This window comes from Caulobacter sp. FV1ye6ST, from assembly GCF_058681225.1.
The window spans coordinates 673,887-691,936 of record NZ_CM178733.1; the positions used below are offsets into that span (position 1 = coordinate 673,887).

Annotated in this window: 17 protein-coding genes and 1 pseudogene; 3 read left to right on the top strand and 15 right to left on the bottom strand. The window is 69.0% G+C overall.

Annotation, left to right across the window (positions count from 1 at the left end; all coding sequences use genetic code 11):
* Positions 1–47: 47 nt before the first annotated feature.
* On the bottom strand, positions 48–1,484 hold the full coding sequence (locus tag ACW175_RS03215) for a sugar porter family MFS transporter (protein ID WP_492103218.1): 1,437 nt from the start codon (positions 1,482–1,484) through the stop codon (positions 48–50).
* A 268-nt stretch (positions 1,485–1,752) separates the two neighbouring features.
* Between ACW175_RS03215 and ACW175_RS03220 the strand changes: the two genes are divergently transcribed.
* Positions 1,753–2,001, top strand: coding sequence for a type II toxin-antitoxin system Phd/YefM family antitoxin (locus ACW175_RS03220; RefSeq protein ID WP_492103219.1), 249 nt, complete (start codon positions 1,753–1,755; stop codon positions 1,999–2,001).
* The gene (locus ACW175_RS03225) at positions 1,998–2,393 is read left to right on the top strand and encodes a type II toxin-antitoxin system VapC family toxin (protein WP_492103220.1); all 396 of its coding nucleotides are present in this window, start codon (positions 1,998–2,000) and stop codon (positions 2,391–2,393) included. Before ACW175_RS03220 ends, ACW175_RS03225 begins: the two co-directional genes overlap by 4 nt.
* A gap of 40 nt (positions 2,394–2,433) precedes the next feature.
* On the opposite strand, the gene ACW175_RS03230 is transcribed toward ACW175_RS03225, so the two are convergent.
* The 8 genes and pseudogenes from ACW175_RS03230 to xylR all read right to left on the bottom strand — a co-directional run bounded on the left by ACW175_RS03230 (position 2,434) and on the right by xylR (position 10,448).
* Positions 2,434–2,649, bottom strand: coding sequence for a hypothetical protein (locus tag ACW175_RS03230; protein WP_492103221.1), 216 nt, complete (start codon positions 2,647–2,649; stop codon positions 2,434–2,436).
* Between the two features lie 319 nt (positions 2,650–2,968).
* Complete coding sequence (gene xylD / locus ACW175_RS03235; RefSeq protein WP_492103222.1) at positions 2,969–4,744, bottom strand: xylonate dehydratase XylD; 1,776 nt, start codon at positions 4,742–4,744, stop codon at positions 2,969–2,971.
* On the bottom strand, positions 4,737–5,603 hold the full coding sequence (gene xylC, locus ACW175_RS03240; RefSeq protein WP_492103223.1) for a D-xylonolactone lactonase: 867 nt from the start codon (positions 5,601–5,603) through the stop codon (positions 4,737–4,739). Before xylC ends, xylD begins: the two co-directional genes overlap by 8 nt.
* 142 nt (positions 5,604–5,745) lie before the next feature.
* Positions 5,746–6,492, bottom strand: a complete 747-nt coding sequence (gene xylB / locus ACW175_RS03245) for a D-xylose 1-dehydrogenase (RefSeq protein WP_492103224.1) — start codon at positions 6,490–6,492, stop codon at positions 5,746–5,748.
* Between the two features lie 5 nt (positions 6,493–6,497).
* Positions 6,498–7,934, bottom strand: a complete 1,437-nt coding sequence (locus ACW175_RS03250) for an aldehyde dehydrogenase family protein (protein WP_492103225.1) — start codon at positions 7,932–7,934, stop codon at positions 6,498–6,500.
* Positions 7,935–7,956: 22 nt separating this feature from the next.
* Complete coding sequence (locus tag ACW175_RS03255; RefSeq protein WP_492103226.1) at positions 7,957–9,111, bottom strand: fumarylacetoacetate hydrolase family protein; 1,155 nt, start codon at positions 9,109–9,111, stop codon at positions 7,957–7,959.
* Between the two features lie 132 nt (positions 9,112–9,243).
* A pseudogene (locus ACW175_RS03260) lies at positions 9,244–9,378 on the bottom strand (hypothetical protein); the annotation flags it as partial.
* Positions 9,379–9,392: 14 nt separating this feature from the next.
* On the bottom strand, positions 9,393–10,448 hold the full coding sequence (xylR, locus tag ACW175_RS03265; protein WP_492103227.1) for a transcriptional regulatory XylR: 1,056 nt from the start codon (positions 10,446–10,448) through the stop codon (positions 9,393–9,395).
* 88 nt (positions 10,449–10,536) lie between these two features.
* Between xylR and mobA the strand changes: the two genes are divergently transcribed.
* Positions 10,537–11,049: a molybdenum cofactor guanylyltransferase gene (gene mobA / locus ACW175_RS03270; protein ID WP_492103228.1), complete on the top strand. Its 513-nt coding sequence runs from the start codon at positions 10,537–10,539 to the stop codon at positions 11,047–11,049.
* 98 nt (positions 11,050–11,147) lie between these two features.
* On the opposite strand, the gene ACW175_RS03275 is transcribed toward mobA, so the two are convergent.
* The 6 genes from ACW175_RS03275 to ACW175_RS03300 all read right to left on the bottom strand — a co-directional run bounded on the left by ACW175_RS03275 (position 11,148) and on the right by ACW175_RS03300 (position 17,889).
* The gene (locus tag ACW175_RS03275) at positions 11,148–12,662 is read right to left on the bottom strand and encodes a sulfite reductase subunit alpha (protein WP_492103229.1); all 1,515 of its coding nucleotides are present in this window, start codon (positions 12,660–12,662) and stop codon (positions 11,148–11,150) included.
* On the bottom strand, positions 12,662–13,627 hold the full coding sequence (locus tag ACW175_RS03280) for an FAD:protein FMN transferase (protein ID WP_492104887.1): 966 nt from the start codon (positions 13,625–13,627) through the stop codon (positions 12,662–12,664). The genes ACW175_RS03275 and ACW175_RS03280 overlap by 1 nt, the downstream gene beginning before the upstream one ends.
* A 184-nt stretch (positions 13,628–13,811) precedes the next feature.
* Complete coding sequence (locus ACW175_RS03285; RefSeq protein ID WP_492103230.1) at positions 13,812–14,690, bottom strand: DUF4198 domain-containing protein; 879 nt, start codon at positions 14,688–14,690, stop codon at positions 13,812–13,814.
* Between the two features lie 8 nt (positions 14,691–14,698).
* A complete protein-coding gene (locus ACW175_RS03290; protein ID WP_492103231.1) occupies positions 14,699–15,217 on the bottom strand; it encodes a DUF2271 domain-containing protein in 519 nt (172 codons plus the stop codon).
* An 11-nt stretch (positions 15,218–15,228) separates the two neighbouring features.
* Positions 15,229–15,858: a PepSY-associated TM helix domain-containing protein gene (locus ACW175_RS03295; protein ID WP_492103232.1), complete on the bottom strand. Its 630-nt coding sequence runs from the start codon at positions 15,856–15,858 to the stop codon at positions 15,229–15,231.
* Positions 15,859–15,978: 120 nt separating this feature from the next.
* Positions 15,979–17,889 carry an HWE histidine kinase domain-containing protein gene (locus ACW175_RS03300; RefSeq protein WP_492103233.1) on the bottom strand — a complete coding sequence of 637 codons (1,911 nt, stop codon included), beginning with the start codon at positions 17,887–17,889 and terminating at the stop codon, positions 15,979–15,981.
* Between the last annotated feature and the right edge of the window lie 161 nt (positions 17,890–18,050).

Genomic DNA, 18,050 nt, shown 5'->3' on the forward strand with positions numbered 1-18,050 from the left:
GGAGGCGAACCTCCCGGGCTTCCGCATTCAGCCGGTGACGGAGGCGCTTAGCCCTCCATCGCCTCCAGTTCCTTGCCGCGCGTCTCGTCGATCAGCTTCTGGACGAGGAAGAACGAGATCACGGCGCAGACGGCGTAGAAGCCATAGGTCGCCGGAAGGCTCGCCTTCTTCATGATCGGGAAGCTGAACGAGATCGCGAAGTTGGCGATCCACTGGGCGAAGCCGCAGACGGCCAGGGCCGAGCCGCGCATCTGGTTGGGGAACATCTCGCCCAGCATGACCCACATGACCGGGCCCCAGGAGAGGTTGAAGAAGATCACGTAGAGATTGGCGGCGATCAGGGCGATCGGGCCGACGCTGGCGTCCAGATGCAGGGCGCCGTTGATGGTGGTGGCGGTCGAGAAGCACCAGGTCATCACGCCCAGGGTCACGGCCATGCCGGCCGAGCCGATCAGCAGCAGCGGCTTGCGGCCGATCTTGTCGATCAGGCCGATCGCCAGCAGGCAGGCCAGGATCGAGAGCCCGCCGGACAGGATGTTGATCTTCAGGCTGTCGTCCTCGGTGAAGCCCACCGACTGCCACAGCACCGAGCCGTAGTAGAAGACGATGTTGATGCCGACCAGCTGCTGGAACACGGCCAGGACCAGGCCGGCCCACAGGATCAGGCGCAGCTTCTTGGTGGTCGGATCCAGCAGGTCCGAGAACTTCGGCTGGTGGTCGGCGGCCAGCGAGGCGCGGATCTCCGCGACCTTGGCGGCGCCCTGACCGGGGCCGAACAGGCGCGACAGGATGGCTTCGGCCTGAGCGTCCTTGCCCTTGGCGACCAGGAAGCGCGGGCTCTCCGGGATCACCAGCAGGGCGAAGAAGAAGATGCCGGCCGGAATGACCTGCATCCAGAACATCCAGCGCCAGGCCGGCAGGCCCAGCCAGAACTCGGCGGTCGAGCTGCCGGCGGTGTGGGCCAGGGCGTAGTTGGCCAGGAAGGCGCCCGTGAGGCCGGTGATGATCATGATCTGCTGCACGGACGACAGGCGGCCGCGGATATTGGCCGGCGTGACTTCCGAGATATAGACCGGGCACAGCACCGAGGCGGCGCCGACGCCCAGGCCGCCGATCAGGCGGAAGATCACGAAGACCAGCGAGGTATGCGCCGCGCCGGTGCCCAGGGCGCTGACCAGGAACAGCAGGGCCGAGATGATCATCACGGTGCGGCGGCCCCAGACATCGGCCAGGCGGCCGGCGGCGAAGGCGCCGAACGCGCAGCCCAGCAGAATGGCGGCGACGTTGAGGCCTTCGCCCGCTTCCGTCAGGTTGAAGGCGGCCTTGAGGCCGGTCTGCGTGCCGTTGATGACGCCACTGTCATAGCCGAACATGAAGCCGCCGATGGTGGCGACGGCGACGATCGCGGCGATGAAGGCCATGTTGACCTTCGCCCCGTCGGCGCTCATGCCGGCGCTCGGACCGGCGTTGATGACTGAAGCCACAGGTTTCCTCCCCATGGGGCCTGGCGGCCCGTTGATGCCCTCGCGGTCCTTGTCAGACCTCTGGTTGGCGGCGACACTAGTGTTACCGGTATCAGCGCGCAAGCGGTGGTTCTGACGACCCCATGCCCGCGCGCGGGACTCGCCCCCACGCCCCTTCGATAGCAGAGGCGCGCGGGATCGCGCGACGTCCGTGGAGTAGGACGCGCCGCTTGTTCCTTCGCACAGTAACTTGTGTTAGCTAGGCTTAGCTAGATGGGATGGACGTCTGATGCCCACGATAAACATGCATGACGCCAAGTCTCGGCTTTCCAAGCTGGTGGAGGCGGTCGAGAGCGGTGAGGTCGAAGAGGTGATCATCGCCCGCAACGGCCGTCCGGCGGCGCGGTTGACCGCGATCTCGCCAAAAGCTCGAACCGAACGACGGATCGGCCTGGCCAAGGGCCTTTTCCTCGCGCCTGCTGAGCCCGAGGCCGACGACGCGGCGGTCGCGGCCCTGTTCCTGCGGTCCGACGCTTGAGGCTGCTGCTCGACACCCACATCGCGCTGTGGTCGCTGACAGACGACCCGCGTCTGTCGGACGAGGCGCGAGCGCTGATCCTCGAACCCGCCAACCAAGTCTGCATCAGCGCCGTGACATTGTGGGAGATCGCGATCAAGCACGGCCTTGATCGCACGGGTCCCAGCGCCATGCCGGTCTCGGCCCAGGAGGCCCAGACGTTGTTCGCGGCGTCGGGCTATGTGTTGATCCCGATCACGCCGGAAGAGGCGGTTCTTGTCGGGGCGCTGCCGAAGATCCATGCCGATCCGTTCGACCGCCTGCTGGCCGCGCAGGCGATAGCGGGCGGGTTCCACCTGCTGACCCACGACGCGATCTTGGCGCGGTATCACGCCAGCGTCGTCCTGGTCTGAGCGTCGGATCCCGACCCGAGACCCCTCCGCGTAACCGAACTCAGTGGCCATCCTCATAGGGCGGGGGGGTCTCGGCGCTGAAGCCCAGGGCGCGGCGGACGGCCGTCACGAGCAGCACGGTCAAGGCGGCGAGGGCGGCGGGAACCAGGGCCAGCAGCCAGACCAGCGCGATGAAGCCGAGCTGCAGCACGGTCGTCGAGACCACCAGGGTCGGCGACTCGCGGTGCTCTCTTAGGGCTGGGCTCAACCACGGCATGAAGTACGAGCTCGATAACTTAGGCCCCGGAACTGGAACATAACCCCGATTTGGGTTTCGCCCCAGAAGAGAATTTTACATTTGACTGCAAGTTTCTCAAGGAATTGTTAAGCAATTACAGGGTGGTGGGGCGAGAACTCGCTCATTCAGGCCCGTATAGTCGCCCTCACCTGGAAGAGCGCGGCGGCCGAGGGTGATCAAGTGAGGCGGAAGAACGAAAACGCCGCGGCCAGCCCATCGGCTGCCGCGGCGTTTCCTTTGGCGCGACTCCTCGTCCGGCCCTTCGGGCCGCCTTCTCCCGCAAGGGGAGAAGGAGACCCTAGTGGTTATGCCGGGGCGGTTTCGACGCCAGGTCCTGGTACTTCACGGCGAATTCCAGCACCCCGCCGGTTTCCAGCTGGCCCGTGTGGGCGCGGTAGATTTCCTGCCAGGGAGTCATGGTCGCCGGGACGGCGGGGATGCCTTCCTCGCGGCGCTCGGCGATCGTGGCCTCGTCCACCAGGGCGTCGCAGCGGCCGGTATTGAGGTCGATGCGGATGGTGTCGCCGGTGCGCAGCCAGGACAGGCCGCCGCCGATGGCGCTTTCCGGCGAGGCGTTGAGGATCGAGGGGCTGTCGGCGGTGCCCGACTGGCGGCCGTCGCCCAGGGTGGGCAGGCTCATGATGCCCTTCTTCAGCAGGTGATCCGGCGGCTGCATGTTGACCACCTCGGCCGAGCCCGGCCAGCCGATCGGACCCGCGCCCCGGATCACCAGGATGCAGTGCTCGTCGATCTCCAGGGCCGGGTCGTTGATGCGGGCGTGATAGTCGTCCGAGCCGTCGAACACGATGGCGCGGGCCTCGAAGATGTCTTCCTGGCCCGGCTGGCTCAGATAGCGCTCGCGGAAGTCGGCGCCGATTACGCTGGACTTCATGATCGCGAAGTCGAACAGATTGCCCTTCAGCACCAGGAAGCCGGCCTTCTCGGCCAGCGGCTGGGCGTAGGGGAAGATCACCTCGCGGTCGTGGGTCTCGCGGCCTTCCAGGTTCTCGGCCATGGTCTTGCCGGTCACGGTCAGCACGTCGCCGTGCAGGCGGCCCTGCTGCAGCAGCTCCCACAGCACCGCGGGCGCGCCGCCGGCGCGGTGGAAGCGCTCGCCTAGATACTTGCCGGCCGGCTGCATGTTGACGATCAGCGGGATGTCGTAGGCCGCGCGCCAGTCGTCGGCGGTGATTTCAAGGCCAGCGTGGCGCGCCATGGCCGCGATGTGCGGCTGGGCGTTGGTCGAGCCGCCGGCCGCCGCCACCAGGGCGATCGCGTTCTCGAAGGCCTTCTTCGTCAGGATGTCGAGCGGCTTTACGTCATCATAAGCCAGGTCGACGATCCGTTGGCCGGTCCTGTAGGCCATCTGGCCGCGCTCGCGGTAGGGGGCGGGGATCGCCGCGCAGCCGGTCAGCGACAGGCCCAGGGCCTCGGCCACCGCGTTCATGGTCGAGGCGGTGCCCATGGTGTTGCAGTGTCCGGCCGAGGGGGCCGACGAGGCCGCCCGGTCGATGAACTCTTCCTCGGTGATCTCGCCGGCCGCCAGTTTGCGACGCGAGCGCCAGATCACCGTGCCCGAACCGACCAGCTCGTTCTCGTGCCAGCCGTCCAGCATCGGACCGCCCGACAGCACGATGGCCGGGATATTGACCGTGGTGGCGGCCATGATCCCGGCCGGCGTGGTCTTGTCGCAGCCGGTGGTCAGGACCACGGCGTCGATCGGATAGCCGTGCAGGGTCTCGACGAGGCCGAGGTAGGAGAGGTTCCGGTCCAGCGCCGCCGTCGGCCGACGGCAGTTCTCGAAGATCGGATGGACCGGAAACTCCATGGGGATGCCGCCGGCGTCGCGGATCCCGTCGCGCACCCGGCTCACCAGATCGAGGTGGATGCGGTTGCACGGCGAGATGTCGCTGCCGGTCTGGGCGATGCCGATGATCGGCTTGCCGCTGCGCAGCTCCTCCGGCGTGATCCCGTAGTTCATGAAGCGCTCCAGATAGAGCGCCGTCATGTCGATATGGTCGGGATTATCGAACCAATCGCGGGACCGGAACCGGCGGGGCGTGCGATCAGGCAAGGCGGACCTCGTGTTGGGGCTGGCCCGCGATATTGACCCCGATGGCGAACAGACCGCCGGCCAGCGGATACTGGGCCAGGGTCTCTTCGCTGAGGCCTTTGCGGGCGGTGGTGAAGAACAGGGTTTTCAGGTCGGGACCGCCGAAGCAGACCTTGGTGACGTTGGGGGCGGGCAGTTCGATGCGGCCCACGATCTCGCCGGCCGGGGACACGCGGATGACGCCGAAGCCGCCCCACAGGGCGATCCACAGGCAACCTTCCGAATCGACGACGCTACCGTCCGGATAGATGTCGTCGCCCAGCTTCACGTGGACGAACGCGCGCTTGTTCGACAGCGTCCCGTCCTCGGCCAGGTCATAGGCCCAGATCGTCTTTTCCAGGGTGTCGGTGTGGTAGAATGTCTTGCCGTCGGGTGAGACGCACGGGCCGTTTGTGATGCAGATGTCCTTGTCCATCCGCGCCACGCCTTCGGCGTCCATGCGGTAGAGCGAGCCGCTCTTTTTCTCTTCGCCGTCGTGCATGGTGCCGAACCACAGGCGGCCGGCGGCGTCGACCGTGGCGTCGTTGGGCCGGTTGTCGAGCGCCTGATCCTCGACCTCGACCAACGGGCGGAAGCCGCCCGCCGGATGAAAGCGATGGATGCCGCCCTTCAGTCCGACCACGAACCCGCCGCGATCCGGCAGGGGCGCCAGGAAGGTGACCTGATCCGGGGCGTCGAAGCTGAAGTGGTCGCCGCTTACCGGGTTGTAGTTGTGGATCTTGCGGCCCTTGATGTCGACGAACCATAGGGCGTCGCCATGCCAGATGGGGCCCTCGCCCAGCGTGGCCTTGAGATCCCAGACGCAGGTGGCGGCGGTCATGCTCGAAACTTCTCCGTAAAGCCGTAACCTGCGTTCGATACGGCGGCGGGGCGCTTCAGGGAAGGCCCCCCGCTCGAAACGGACCTCAAACATCTAGAGCGTGGCAGGCGCCGAAACCGCTCACACTTTCGGCCGCCAGGCTCTAGCGCCAGCCCGCGTCGATCCAGTATTCGTGGCCGGTGCACAGCGCCGCGTCGTCCGAGGCCAGGAACAGCACCAGCGAGGCGACGTTCTCGGGCACGAGGCGGCCTTTCAGGCACTGGGCCTTGACGATCTCGGCCTCGCCTTCGGGCGTGTACCACTTCTCCTGGCGCTTGGTCTTGACGTTGCCCGGCACCACGCAGGTGACGCGGATGTCGTCGGGACCCAGCTCGCGGGCGAGCGCCCGGGTCATGCCCTCGATGCCGGCCTTGGCGGTTTCGTAGAGGACCAGGTCTTCCAGGCCCAGGTGCCAGCTGATCGAACCGAAGTTGATCACCGCCCCGCCGCCGCGCTTGGCCATGCCCGGCGCGACGGCCTGGGTGCAGAACAGCATGTGGCGCAGGTTGACGTTGATCCGCTCGTCCCAGTAGGCGCCGGTGACGTCGCCCAGCTTGTGGCGGTCGTCATTGCCGGCGTTGTTGACCAGCACGTCGATGTCGCCGATCTCGGTGAACACCGCCTTGATCGCCTCCAGGCTCATCAGGTCGCAGCGCTTGTAGACCGGCGGGATGGGCGAGCCCGAGAGCTCGGCTTCCAGCGCCTTGGAATCCTCGTCGGCGATGTCGAGGAAGATCACTTCCGCGCCCTGGCGGGCGAAGCCGGTGGTGAGGCCGGCCCCGATGCCCGAGCCGCCGCCGGTGATGACGACGCGCTTGCCCTTCAGGCTTGGATAGATGGCTGACGACATGCTGCTTAGGACCACGAGTAGGAGGTTTTGGTCTGGGTGAAGAACTCGACCGCCGCGAAGCCTTGTTCGCGCGCGCCGTACGAGCTGCTCTTCGAGCCGCCGAACGGCACATGGTAGTCGACGCCGGCCGTGGCCAGGTTGACCATGGTCATGCCGGCCTTGGCGTGGCGCTGGAAGTGGCGGGCGTATTTCAGCGAGGTCGTGGCGATGCCGGCCGACAGGCCGAACTCCACACCGTTGGCGACCTCCAGGGCCTCTTCGTACGAGCCGACGCGGATGGTCGAGGCGACGGGGCCGAAGACCTCCTCGTTGTTGATCCGCATGCCGGCCTGCGTGTCGGCGATCAGGGTCGGCTGCACGTACCAGCCGGGATTTTCCAGCTTCAGGCGCTCGCCGCCGGTGACGACGCGGCCGCCTTCCGAGGCAGCGATGTCGATATAGCGGTACGAAGTCTCCATCTGGTCTTCGGAGACGGCCGGGCCGATCTGGGTGTTGGGATCCAGCGCATCGCCGACCCGCAGGGCCGCGACCTTCTCGGCCAGAAGGGCCACGAACTTGTCGTGGATGCCGTCCTGGACGATCAGGCGCGAGCTGGCGGTGCAGCGCTGGCCGGTGGCGAAGAACGAGCCGTCCAGGGCGATGGCGACGGCGCGCTCCAGGTCGGCGTCGTCCAGGATGATCAGCGGGTTCTTGCCGCCCATCTCCAGCTGCACGCGGGCCTGGCGGGCCACGGCGGCGGCGGCGACCTGCGCGCCCACGCCTTGCGAGCCGGTGAACGAGACGCCGTCGACATCCTTGTGCTTGATCAGGGCGTCGCCCATCGACCCGCGGCCGAACAGCATGTTGAAGACGCCGGCCGGGGCGCCGCATTCCTGCATGATGTCGGCCAGCACGTTGGCGGTGGCCGGGGTCGGGCCGGCCGGCTTGATCACCACGGTGTTGCCGAAGGCCAGGGCCGGCGCGGCCTTCCAGGCCGGGATGGCGATCGGGAAGTTCCAGGGCGTGATCAGGCCGAACACGCCGACCGCCTGGCGATAGGTCTGCACTTCCACGCCGGGGCGGGTGCTTTCCAGGTTCTGACCGTGACGGCGCAACGCTTCACCAGCAAAGTACTTGAAGATGCGGCCGGCGCGGACGGTCTCGCCGATACCCTCGGCGACCGTCTTGCCCTCTTCGCGGGCCAGCAGGCGGCCGATGTCGGCGCCGCGGGCGATGATGGTCGAGCCGACCTTGTCCAGCAGGTCCGAGCGGACTTCCGGCGAGGCTTCCGACCAGCTTGGGAATGCTTTCTTGGCCGCGTCGACGGCGGCGTCGACCTCGGCCTGGCCGCCCATCGGGACCTTGGCGACGACGTCGTTGGTGTTGGACGGGTTCAGGCTCTCGGCCGGGGCGTCGGCGGCGACGCGTTCGCCGCCGATGTAGTGGCGCAGGGTGTCGGTCATCGCCGAGCTCCTTCGATCTGGATTAGAGCAGGCCGCGGCCGGCCAGGTTGCGGATCAGGGCCGAGATGCCGAAGGTCCACGGCTTGGCCTTGTCGCAGGTGGTGACCTCGTTCTCGAGCACGCCCAGCTTGGGGGTCGAGACGCGGACGCGGTCGCCGACCTTGTGGGTGAAGCCCTGGCCGGGCGTGTCGCGGTCCTGGATCGGGGCGAACATGGTGCCCAGGAACAGGGCGAAGCCGTCCGGATACTGGTGCTGCTTGCCGAACGCCTGGCCGGCCAGCACGGCGGGATCGCGGCTGATCAGACTCATGTTCGACTTGCCGTCGAGCACGAAGTTGTCACGTCCGGTGATCTTCAGCTCGACCTCGGCCGAGCGGACGTCGTCCAGCGAGAAGGCGTCGTCGAACAGGCGGAAGAACGGGCCGATGGCGCAGGAGGCGTTGTTGTCCTTGGCCTTGCTCAGCAGCAGGGCCGAGCGGCCTTCGAAGTCGCGCAGGTTGACGTCGTTGCCCAGCGAAGCGCCGCGGATCTGGCCCGAGCCGTCGCACAGTAGCACGACTTCCGGCTCGGGATTGTTCCAGTGGCTGTCATAGCGGACGCCGACATGGTCGCCCCAGCCCATCGACGACAGGGTCGGACCCTTGGTGAAGATCTCGGCGTCCGGGCCGATGGCGACCTCGAGATACTGCGACCACAGGCCGTCCTTGATCAGGGTCTGCTTCAGGCGCTCGGCGCCCTCCGAGCCCGGGTTCACGCTCTTGAGGTCGCCGCCCATGCTCTCGGCCAGCTGCTCGCGGATCTTGAGGGCCTCGGCGGCGTCGCCGCGCGCGCGTTCCTCGATCACCCGCTCCAGGGTCGAGACGGCGAAGGTCACGCCGGCGGCTTTCAGGCATTGCAGGTCGACGGGGGCCAGCAGCTTCACGGCCGCGGCGCCGTCGGCGTCTTCCCACACGGGGCGGATGTCGAGGGCTTCCAGCGGACCCTTGTCCTCGCCGCGCGGGATCACCGCGCCGGGCGGATAGGCGTTCATCAGGTCGGCGACGGTGGGAGCGATCTTAGAGACGTCCTCGACACGACCGCCGCGCACCAGCACGGGCGTCGGGCCGTCGCCGAAGTCGATGCGGCCCAGCAAGGTCGCGTCTTTCCAGTCTTCCGGAAGGAATTCACTCACGCCCACGGCGTCGTCTCCCCAAGTTCGAGCGTCTGGAAGCTGCCGACACGGCGGCGCTCGTTGATCAGGCACTTGGTAGCGCTAACATGTCTAAGCCGCAAGCGACTTGTCAGACCAATCTTATGGAGCCGTTGGAGACCCTCTCCTTGAGGGAGAGGGAGGGGCTCGCCGCGCAGCGGTGGGAGGGTGAGGGGTTACGAGGGTTGACGGCGTGCCGGCGCTCCGTCGAGCGGTGTAACCCCTCACCCCAGCCCTCTCCCTATGGGCGAGGGAGTCTATTTGGGGATCTACTCGCTGACCGGCCCGCTGGAGTCCCGCACGATCAGGGTGTGGGGATGGATCAGCTGCCGGGGTTCGCCGCTGCCGTCGCGCTTGCGGCGGATTTCCTCCAGCACCAGGTCGACGGCGGCGCGAGCCATGGCCGCGATGGGCTGGTGGACGGTGGTCAGGGCCGGCCAGATGTTGTCGGCGATCGAGGTGTCGTCGAAGCCGACGATGGAGACGTCGCCCGGCACGTCGAGGCCCAGGCGGTGTGCAAGACCCTCGGTGGCGGCGGCCATGTCGTCGTTGGCGGCGAAGATCGCGGTCGGGCGCGGCCCGGCGGACAGCAGGCGCTCGGCCGCTTCCAGGCCCGAGCGATAGGTGAAATAGCCCTGCTCGACCCGGATGTCCTCCATCGGGATCCCGGCGGCCTTCAGGGCCGACATGAAGCCGTCCAGGCGCTGCTGGCTTACGGTCTGGTTCGGGTGGCCCTTGATGAAGCCGAAGCGCTTGTGGCCCAGATTGATCAGGTGCTGGGTCAGCTCATAGGCGGCCGCCTCGTTGTCGATGCGGATGGTGGCCATGTCGGCGCTGGCCATGCCCGGGGCCACGGCCACGGCGGCCGCGCCGGCGGCCTTCACCTCGGCCAGGACCTGCGGCGACTCGCACAGCGGCGGCGGCAGGATCAGGCCATCGACGCCGGTCTTCAGCAGGCGGGCCAGGGTGGCCCCGGCCAGTTCGGGCTCGGCGCATTTCTCGATGACGATCTGGGCGCCGGTGCGGCTGCTCTCGTCCAGGGCCCCGACCAGGAACTCCGACAGGTAGCCGGTCGAGGGGTTGTCGTAGAGCAGGCCGATGCGGAACGGCGCGCTGCCGGCCAGGCTGCGGGCGGCGGGGTTGGGGGCGTAGTTCAGCTCGGCGATGGCCTGTTCGACCAGGGCGCGGGTCTCGTCCTTGACGGTGCTCTCGCGATTGATGACGCGCGAGACGGTCATCGGCGAGACGCCCGCCCGGGCGGCCACGTCGCGAATGGTGGCGCTCTGGGTCGTACGACGACGCTGGCGCTCGACAGGCTGGCTCATTCTTGTATCCGTCCCTTTGCGGCGCGGATGCTAGACCGCTTCGGGGCGGGGTTGGAAGACCGCCGGAAAATCCTGGTAAGGCCAGTTCATGAGCAGTCTCGGCGCGATCATCCTGTGCGGCGGCGCGTCCCGACGGATGGGACGCGACAAGGCCGTGCTCGACTGGCATGGCGCGCGGGCGGTGGACCGGGTGGCGGCCTTGGCGAAGGCGGTCGGCGCCGAGGCGCTGGTGACGGCGGGGGCGGACCTCGGCCTGCCTTGGGTCGCCGATGACGCGGCGTTCGCCGGACCGGTTGGCGGGGTGCTGGCGGGGGCGCGGGCGCTGGGGACGGCGCGGCTGCTGGTGCTGGCGGTCGACGCGCCGACGGTGCTGCCGGAGGATCTGGCGCCATTGCTGGCCGACGGCGGCTATTACGAGGGCCTGCCCGTCCCGATGGTGGTCGAGGCAAGCGCGCTGCCGACGGACGCCGACGCCGGTTGGCCGCTGCGGCGGTTGGTGGAGCGGGCGGGGTTGGTGAGCTTGCCGGCGCCGGAGGGGGCGATGGCCCGGCTGCGCGGGGCGAATACGCCGGAGGAGCGCGAGGGCTTGTTACGCCGCTAGAGCATTTTCCGACGAAGTGGACACCGGTTCGTCGTCAGAAAATGCGTTAAAACAAAGGGCTAGAGCATTTCACCGATCCAGTCCGATCGGAAAATGCTCTAGTACACGTCCCGCCGATACCGTCCCTCGTCCGTCAGCCGCTCCAGCATCTCCGCCCCCAGCACCTCGACCAGGGCCGCGTGGACGTCGCGCGACATGCCTTCCAGCGATCCGCAGACATAGATCGCCGCGCCATTGGCCACCCAGCGGCGCAAGACGTCGGCCGCCGCGCGCAGCCGGTGCTGGACATAGACGCGCTCGGCCTGGTCGCGGGAGAAGGCCAGGTCCGCGCGGTCCAGCAGACCCGAAGCGCGCCAGCCCTCGATCTCTTCGCGATGGAAGTAGTCGTGGGCGGCCGTGCGCTCGCCGAAGACCAGCCAGTTCCAGCGGACGCCCAGGGCCGCCCGAGCCTTCAGGTGGGCGCGCAGGCCGGCCAGGCCCGTGCCCGAGCCGATCAGGATAAGCGGCCGCGAGGGCTCGGGAGCGTGGAAGCCGCGGTTGGTCCGCACGCGCGCGTCGACCGTCCCACCGACCTCGGCGAACCGACACAGCCAGCCCGAGCCCAGGCCCGGCGCGCCATCGACGCGGGGCATGAGGCGGACGATCAGCTCGACGCCGCCGTCGGAGGGCAGGGAGGCGATCGAATATTCGCGATGCGGCAGCGGCGTCAGGCGCTCGGCCAGGGCCTCGGCCGACAGGCCGCGCAGGGCTTCGATCTCGGCGGGCTCGTGCGGCAGGCGCAGGCCCGACAAGGTGTCGGCGAGCGACGCGGGCGAGCCCAACGAACCGATGAGCGCCGCGACGTCGGCCGGATTGTTGCGCGGGCCGATTTCCAGGATGTCGCCGGCCTCCCAGGTCGCACCGTCCATTGGCGCCAGACGCACGTGCCACGCCTCGCCGCCGGGGCTGCCGGGGTTGAGCAGGGTCCGCTCGGCCAGGGTCCAGCGACCATAGCTGGGTCGGCTCCAGTCGGGCGCGTCGGTGACCCCGGTGAGCAGGCTGAGCTGCCCCTGCCAGTGGCGCAGGGCGGCCGGATCGCCGTCGTCGACCTCCACGCGATCGAACAGCGGCGCGGCGCCGGATCGGGCCAGCCAGGCGTCGAGCGACCGGCCGAAGGCGCAGAACTCGGCATAGGTCGAGTCTCCCAGGGCCAGCACGCCGTAGCGCAGGTTGGGCAGGTCGACCCCGTCCCTCATCACGTCGCGGATGAAGGCGCGGGCGGGATCGGGCGCGTCGCCCTCGCCGGTGGTGCTGACCACGAACAGGGCGCGGCCCGTCAGGTCGGCGGCGGTGACGGCGGAAAGCTCGCGCAGGGTCACGGGCGCGCCGGTTTCGGCCAGGGCCCGGGCGGTGGCGTTGGCCAGTTCCTCGGCGAAGCCGGTCTGGCTGGCATAGGCGACCAGCACCGGTTCGCCGGCGCCTTGCGACAGGGCCTGGGTCGCCTTGCGCGTGGCGCGGCGGCGCAGGGTTTCGCGCAGGGCGACACCGGCGCAGAACAGGGCGTAGACGCCGGCCACGGCGCCGGCCTCGATCAGGCGGCGGGTCTCGGGCGCGAAGGCTGAGAGGTCGACCATCAGTCCAGCATCGCTTGCAGGGCGGGGGACAGCCGTTCTTCCAGGCCGCCGGCGCCTCGGCTGACGATCAGGGCGGCCAGGTCGTGTTCGGCCGCGAAGGTCAGCGCCGCATCGGGAGCCATGACGGTCAGGGCCGTGGCCCAGGCGTCCGCGCTCATGCAGTCCTCGGCCAGCACCGTGACGCTGACGGTCGCGTGGCTCGTCGGCGCCCCGGTGGCGGGATCCAGGGTGTGGGCGTAGCGGCGGCCGTCGTGGTCGAAGAACCGGCGGTAGTCGCCCGAGGTGGCGACGGCCAGGTCGTGCAGGGCGACCATCGTGCGTTCGGTGTCATTCGCTGTCGGCGGGCGCTCCAGCTCGACCCACCAGGGCTGGCCGTCGGGCTTGGCGCCGACGCCGCGCAGCTCGCCGCCGACCTCGACCAGGTAGCTCTTCACGCCGGCCCGATCGAGCGCGGCGGCGGCCTGGTCGACGCCGAAGCCCTTGGCGATGCCGTTGAGGTCGAGGGGAAGGTCGCCCGGCTGGAAGAGGGCGTCGCCTTCCAGCGTCAGGCGCGTCCAGCCGGCGGTGTCACGCAGTGGGGCAATGTCACCCTCCAGCGGCGGCCCTCCGGAAAAGGGACGCGGGCCGAAGCCCCACAGGTCGGTCAGGGCGCCCAGGGTCGGGTCGAAGGCGCCGTTGGACTGTTCCGCCACCGCGATCGCGCGACGCAGGACCTTAGCGGTCGCGGCGGGCAGCGTCGTCCAGCTCCCAGCGGCGGCGCGGTTGTAGCGGGACAGGTCCGACAGCGGCTCCCACGGGCTCATCTGGGCGACGACGGCGTCGAGGGCGCGCTGGACCATGGCCTCGAGCGCGGGCAGGTCGGTGGTGGCCGGCAGCACCGCCTTGACCGCCCAGGTCGTCCCCATGGTCGCGCCGCCGAACGCGCGGACGGTTCCGCCGACGGGGCGGGCGGGCGGCGTGCTCATGGCGGGGACAAGGACGCGGGGCATGGCGCTCAAATCGAACCCTTCCCCCTTGATGGGGGAATGGCAGGGTTGGGGGTGATGCGGCGGTGAGGCTGACGCGGCGTCGCTAGTCCTGACGCCGCGCCACCCCCATCCCCGACCCTTCCCCCATCCAAGGGGGAAGGGAGCATTCAGCCGTCGACCTTTACGGCCGCTGGGCTTCGATCGTGGCGGTGTAGCTGGCGCTGTAGCCGTCGCCGGCCAGCGGCGTGGCCGGACCCTGCTGGCCGCCACCCATCCCACCGCCGGGGCCGCCCGGACCGGGACCGCGGCCCGGCGTCGCGCCGGTGCGGACCGTGGCGTTGATCCAGTACATGCCGGCTTCCGGCAGGGTGAACTTCACGACGCCGTCGGCGCCGGTCTTCACCTTCATGTCGGGACGCGGGCTGTAGCGCGAGCCGCCCTCGGCGATCGTCACGTCCAGATCGGCGGCGGGCTTGCCGTCGACCAGGAACTTGAAGCTGGCGGCCTCGCCGGCGACCAGGTCGTTGGGATGGGTGATCGGCACGAGTTCCAGGCCCTTGCCGGTCGGCTTGAAGACCTCGGTCGTCGGCTTGTCGCGGGTGACGAAGGCTTCGTTGCGGTTGAAGCTCTTGATGGTCTTCAGGTCGGCGGCGCCCGCCGGAACCTGCTTGGCGAAGTCGTCCGGCGAACCCCGGAAGCGCTTCACCTCGCCGTTCTCGATGTAGCTGGCCATCACGCTCTGGCTGGCCGAGCCGATCTTCCAGGTGCCCGGCTTGGTCAGGGCCACGTCGAAGGTCGAGCGGTACTTGCCGGTCGAACCGTTCTGGATCTTGTCGACCGAGCCGTCCGGCGCGGTGACGACCACGCCGTCCAGGCGCATGGCGTTGTGGTCGGGATAGAACAGCTCGTTGGAGATGGCCGCGTCGAACGTCACCCAGACGTCGCCCGACAGCACGGTGGCCGACGGCACGATCCAGCCGCGGTGGGCCGAGGCGGTCATCGGCAGGGCAAGGGCGGCGACGCCCAGCGCCGCGGCCAGAAGGCGCTTCTTGAAGGTCATGGCTTTTCTCACTTCACGGAAACGGTGACGGCGCCGAGTTCCGAGGACCCCTTGACCGTGGCGGACTTGCCGGGCTTGCCCCAGACGAAGGGGACGCGGACGGCCTCGTGGCCGCCGACTTCGCGAGCGGCCTCGACGACCAGATTGTAGGCGCCGGGCTTGAGGTCCTTCAGCGGGCCCTTGGCGGCGGAGAACACGACCTTCTGCGGGCCGGGAGCGCGGGTCGCGCCCGAGACGCCGTCGGCCGGGAAGGTCATTTCACGGCCGGCCTTGCGCCACCACTGGCGCATGTCCTTCAGCCACTTCACGCCTTTGTCTTCCTTGGAGTCGGCGTCGTACCAGACCGCCAGGGTGCCGGCGGCGGCGCTGTCAGCCGGGTTCTCGATCCAGATCGAGACGTAGGGCTTGTGGTACTCGGCGACGGTGAGCTTCGGCACCTCGACCGTGACGTTGAGGTCGGCGGCGAGGGCCGGCGCGGCGCCAGCGGCGGCGCCAGCGAAAGTCAGAAGGGAGATCGAACGCTTCACGGGGTCTGCCTCTAAAGGTGGACGAAAAGGATGACGAGAATGACGGGGACGACCAGGCCCAGCCCGACCAGCGGCCAGGTCAGCGGCCGGGCGCGGGCGTGGAACTGCAGCAGGATCAGGCCGGTGACCGTGAAGATCACGCAGGCGCCGGCGAAGATGTCGATGAACCAGCTCCACGCCTTGCCGGTGTTGCGGCCCTTGTGCAGGTCGTTGAGCAGCGAGATCGCGCCGCGCGTGGTCTTTTCGTGCTCGACGGCGCCGGTCTCGCGGTCGATCGAGACCCAGGCGTCGCCGCCCGGCCGGGCCAGGGCGACATAGACCTCGTCCGCCGACCACTCGCCTTCGCGGCCCGCCACCTGCGCGCCGACGGCCTTGTCCAGGAAGGGCTCAAGGGCGACGGGCAGGGGGCGCTTGCCCTGTTCGGGACCCTTGGCCAGCACGGCCAGCAGGTCGGGCGGCAAGGTGGCCTTGCGCGAGACCACCACGGGCTTGGCCTCGATCTGGCCGGCGTGGTTCAGGGTGAAGCCGGTGATCGCGAACAGCAGCATGCCGATCAGCGACAGGGCCGCGCTGATCCAGTGCCACTGGTGCAGCTGCTTCAGCCAGAAGGATCGGCGATGCTGATCGGCGGCGGATTTCACGGTGTCCTGACGAACCTTGGCGACGGAGGTTCGTCCTTACTTGAGAACGAATTGCAATTTCAAGCCACAAGACTCGGCCGGGCGCCCAAAAGCAGGTGGACGCCTCACCGCATCGAGGCCTCACCGCGCGTCCTGGGCGCCCCGGGCCAGGGCGCCTAGCAGGGCGCTCGCGGCGATGGGCTTTCTCAGAATGGGGCCGCCGCCGACATCGGGCTCCTGATAGCCGGTCAGGTAGACGAACGGGATGCGCCGATCGGCCAGGGCCTTGGCCACCGGGGTGATCAGGCGACCGCCCAGATTGACGTCCAGCAAGGCCCGGTCGATCGGCTGGCCGTCATCAAGCAGGTCCAGCGCCGCCTCGATGGCGCCGACAGGACCCACGACCGTGGCGCCGGCCTCGGTCAGGACGCGGGCCAGCTCCATGGCGACCACGGCCTCGTCCTCGACGATCAGCACACGCTGGCCGCGCAGGGTCGGAGCCTCGTCGTTGGCAAGGCCGGGGCGGTAGGCCGGAATGCTCTCGGCCGCGCGCGGCTGGGCGCCGGTGGGGATGTCGAGGCGGACCTCCAGACCCTCGGGGCGCCAGTCCAGGGCCACGCGGGCGGCCGCCTGCTTGACGGCGTTTTCGATCAGCGTCGAGCCGAAGCCGCGCCGCTGGGGCGGGGCGATCCGGACGCCGGCGATCTCGCGCCAGACCAGATGCAGCGCGCCGCCCGCGTTCCAGCTCCAGGTTACCGACAGCCTGCCCTCCGGCCGGGCGAGAGCGCCGTACTTGGACGCATTGGTGGCCAGCTCGTGCAGCACCAGGGCCAGGGACTGGGCGCTCTGGGCGTCGATCAGGGCCGGCGGGCCGTCGATGACCAGCTGTTGGGCGTCCCCAGCGCCATCGGCCCCGCGATAGGGATCCAGCTCCAGCCGTAGCAGGTCATGCAGGTCGACGCCGCTCCATCGGGCGTTCGACAGCAGGCTGTGGGCGCGGGCCAGCGAACCGATCCGGCCCGACAGCGCCTCGACATACTGCGCCTTGCTGTGGAACGGCGTCAGCTGGGCCAGGGACTGGACGACGGCCAGCACGTTCTTGGCGCGGTGGTCGACCTCGCGGATCAGCAGGCGCTCGGTCTCGACGGCGCGCCGGAGGGCCTGCTCCGACCGGGCCCGCTCCCGGGAGATCCAGATCAGCTCGGCGACATCGGCGACGAAAGCCAGCTCGTCGACCGAGAAGGCGCGCGGTTCGTCATGGGCCAGGAACAGGTAGGCCGACAGGCGCCCGGTCTTGATCAGCGAGACGGTGACGAAGGCGCGGATGCCGATCTGGGCGTAGGCCTCCAGCGAGTCCGGCGCGTTGGTGCGCGGGTCCAGGGCCACGTCGCCGACCGCCACGGTGCGTCCCGCGCGCATGTCGGCGCTCATCGAGGCGCCGAAGTCGTCGATGCGGAACCGCTGGCCGGTCAGGAGGACGACGCCGGCGTCCGGGGCGCCGTCGTCGGCCACGATGTCGGCGATGTCGACATCGGCGTCCATCTCGGCATAGCCGGCGCGGGCCACGCCCAACTGCTCGGCCAGGGTTCGCGCCGCGATGCGGGCGATGGCGATGGGGTCGGCCTCGTCGCGCAGTTTCTGGCCCAGGTCGAGCAACGCGGCGCGCCGCCGCTCGCCGCTCAGCGCCCGTTCCAGCTCGGCGGCGGCCCGCCTGCGGTCGGTGATGTCGCTGACCAGGACGTAGTAGCCGGGGATGTCGCCGTTCGGGGCGATATCGGGCACGTACTGGGCCTCTATGTGACGGACCCCCGCGCCTCGATAGTCGTACTCGGCCTCGAAGGTGACGCTCTCGCCGGACAGGGCTTGGGTCACATGATCGCGCACCCGACCATAGGCTTCCGCGCCGAGCACCTCCTCCAGGGTCTTGCCCTCGATCTGCGAGCGATCGATCCCGAACCAGTGCTCGTAAGCGCGATTGACGAAGCGATAGCGCTGCTCGCGGTCGACATAGCTGATCAGGATCGGGACGGCGTCGGCCATCGCGCTGGACAAGACGGCGCGTCTCTCCCCTAGCGCTTTGCCCCGCGGCGGATTGCCCGGCAGACCTTGGTCGTCTCGAGACATGCGCGGACGTTCAATCCTGTCGAAGGGCCAAGCCTCACCGTGTCACGTCGCGACCGTGGTCTAAACCAGGGCGCGGTGAGGCAAACGGT

Coding starts and splice junctions, on each gene's coding strand:
- xylR (WP_492103227.1), bottom strand. CDS start 10,448: ATGAGCCAGCCTGTCGAGCGCCAGCGTCGTCGTACGACCCAGAGCGCC.
- mobA (WP_492103228.1), top strand. CDS start 10,537: ATGAGCAGTCTCGGCGCGATCATCCTGTGCGGCGGCGCGTCCCGACGG.
- ACW175_RS03220 (WP_492103219.1), top strand. CDS start 1,753: ATGCCCACGATAAACATGCATGACGCCAAGTCTCGGCTTTCCAAGCTG.
- xylB (WP_492103224.1), bottom strand. CDS start 6,492: ATGTCGTCAGCCATCTATCCAAGCCTGAAGGGCAAGCGCGTCGTCATC.
- ACW175_RS03280 (WP_492104887.1), bottom strand. CDS start 13,627: ATGAGCACGCCGCCCGCCCGCCCCGTCGGCGGAACCGTCCGCGCGTTC.
- ACW175_RS03250 (WP_492103225.1), bottom strand. CDS start 7,934: ATGACCGACACCCTGCGCCACTACATCGGCGGCGAACGCGTCGCCGCC.
- ACW175_RS03230 (WP_492103221.1), bottom strand. CDS start 2,649: ATGCCGTGGTTGAGCCCAGCCCTAAGAGAGCACCGCGAGTCGCCGACC.
- ACW175_RS03285 (WP_492103230.1), bottom strand. CDS start 14,690: ATGACCTTCAAGAAGCGCCTTCTGGCCGCGGCGCTGGGCGTCGCCGCC.
- xylC (WP_492103223.1), bottom strand. CDS start 5,603: ATGACCGCCGCCACCTGCGTCTGGGATCTCAAGGCCACGCTGGGCGAG.
- ACW175_RS03275 (WP_492103229.1), bottom strand. CDS start 12,662: ATGGTCGACCTCTCAGCCTTCGCGCCCGAGACCCGCCGCCTGATCGAG.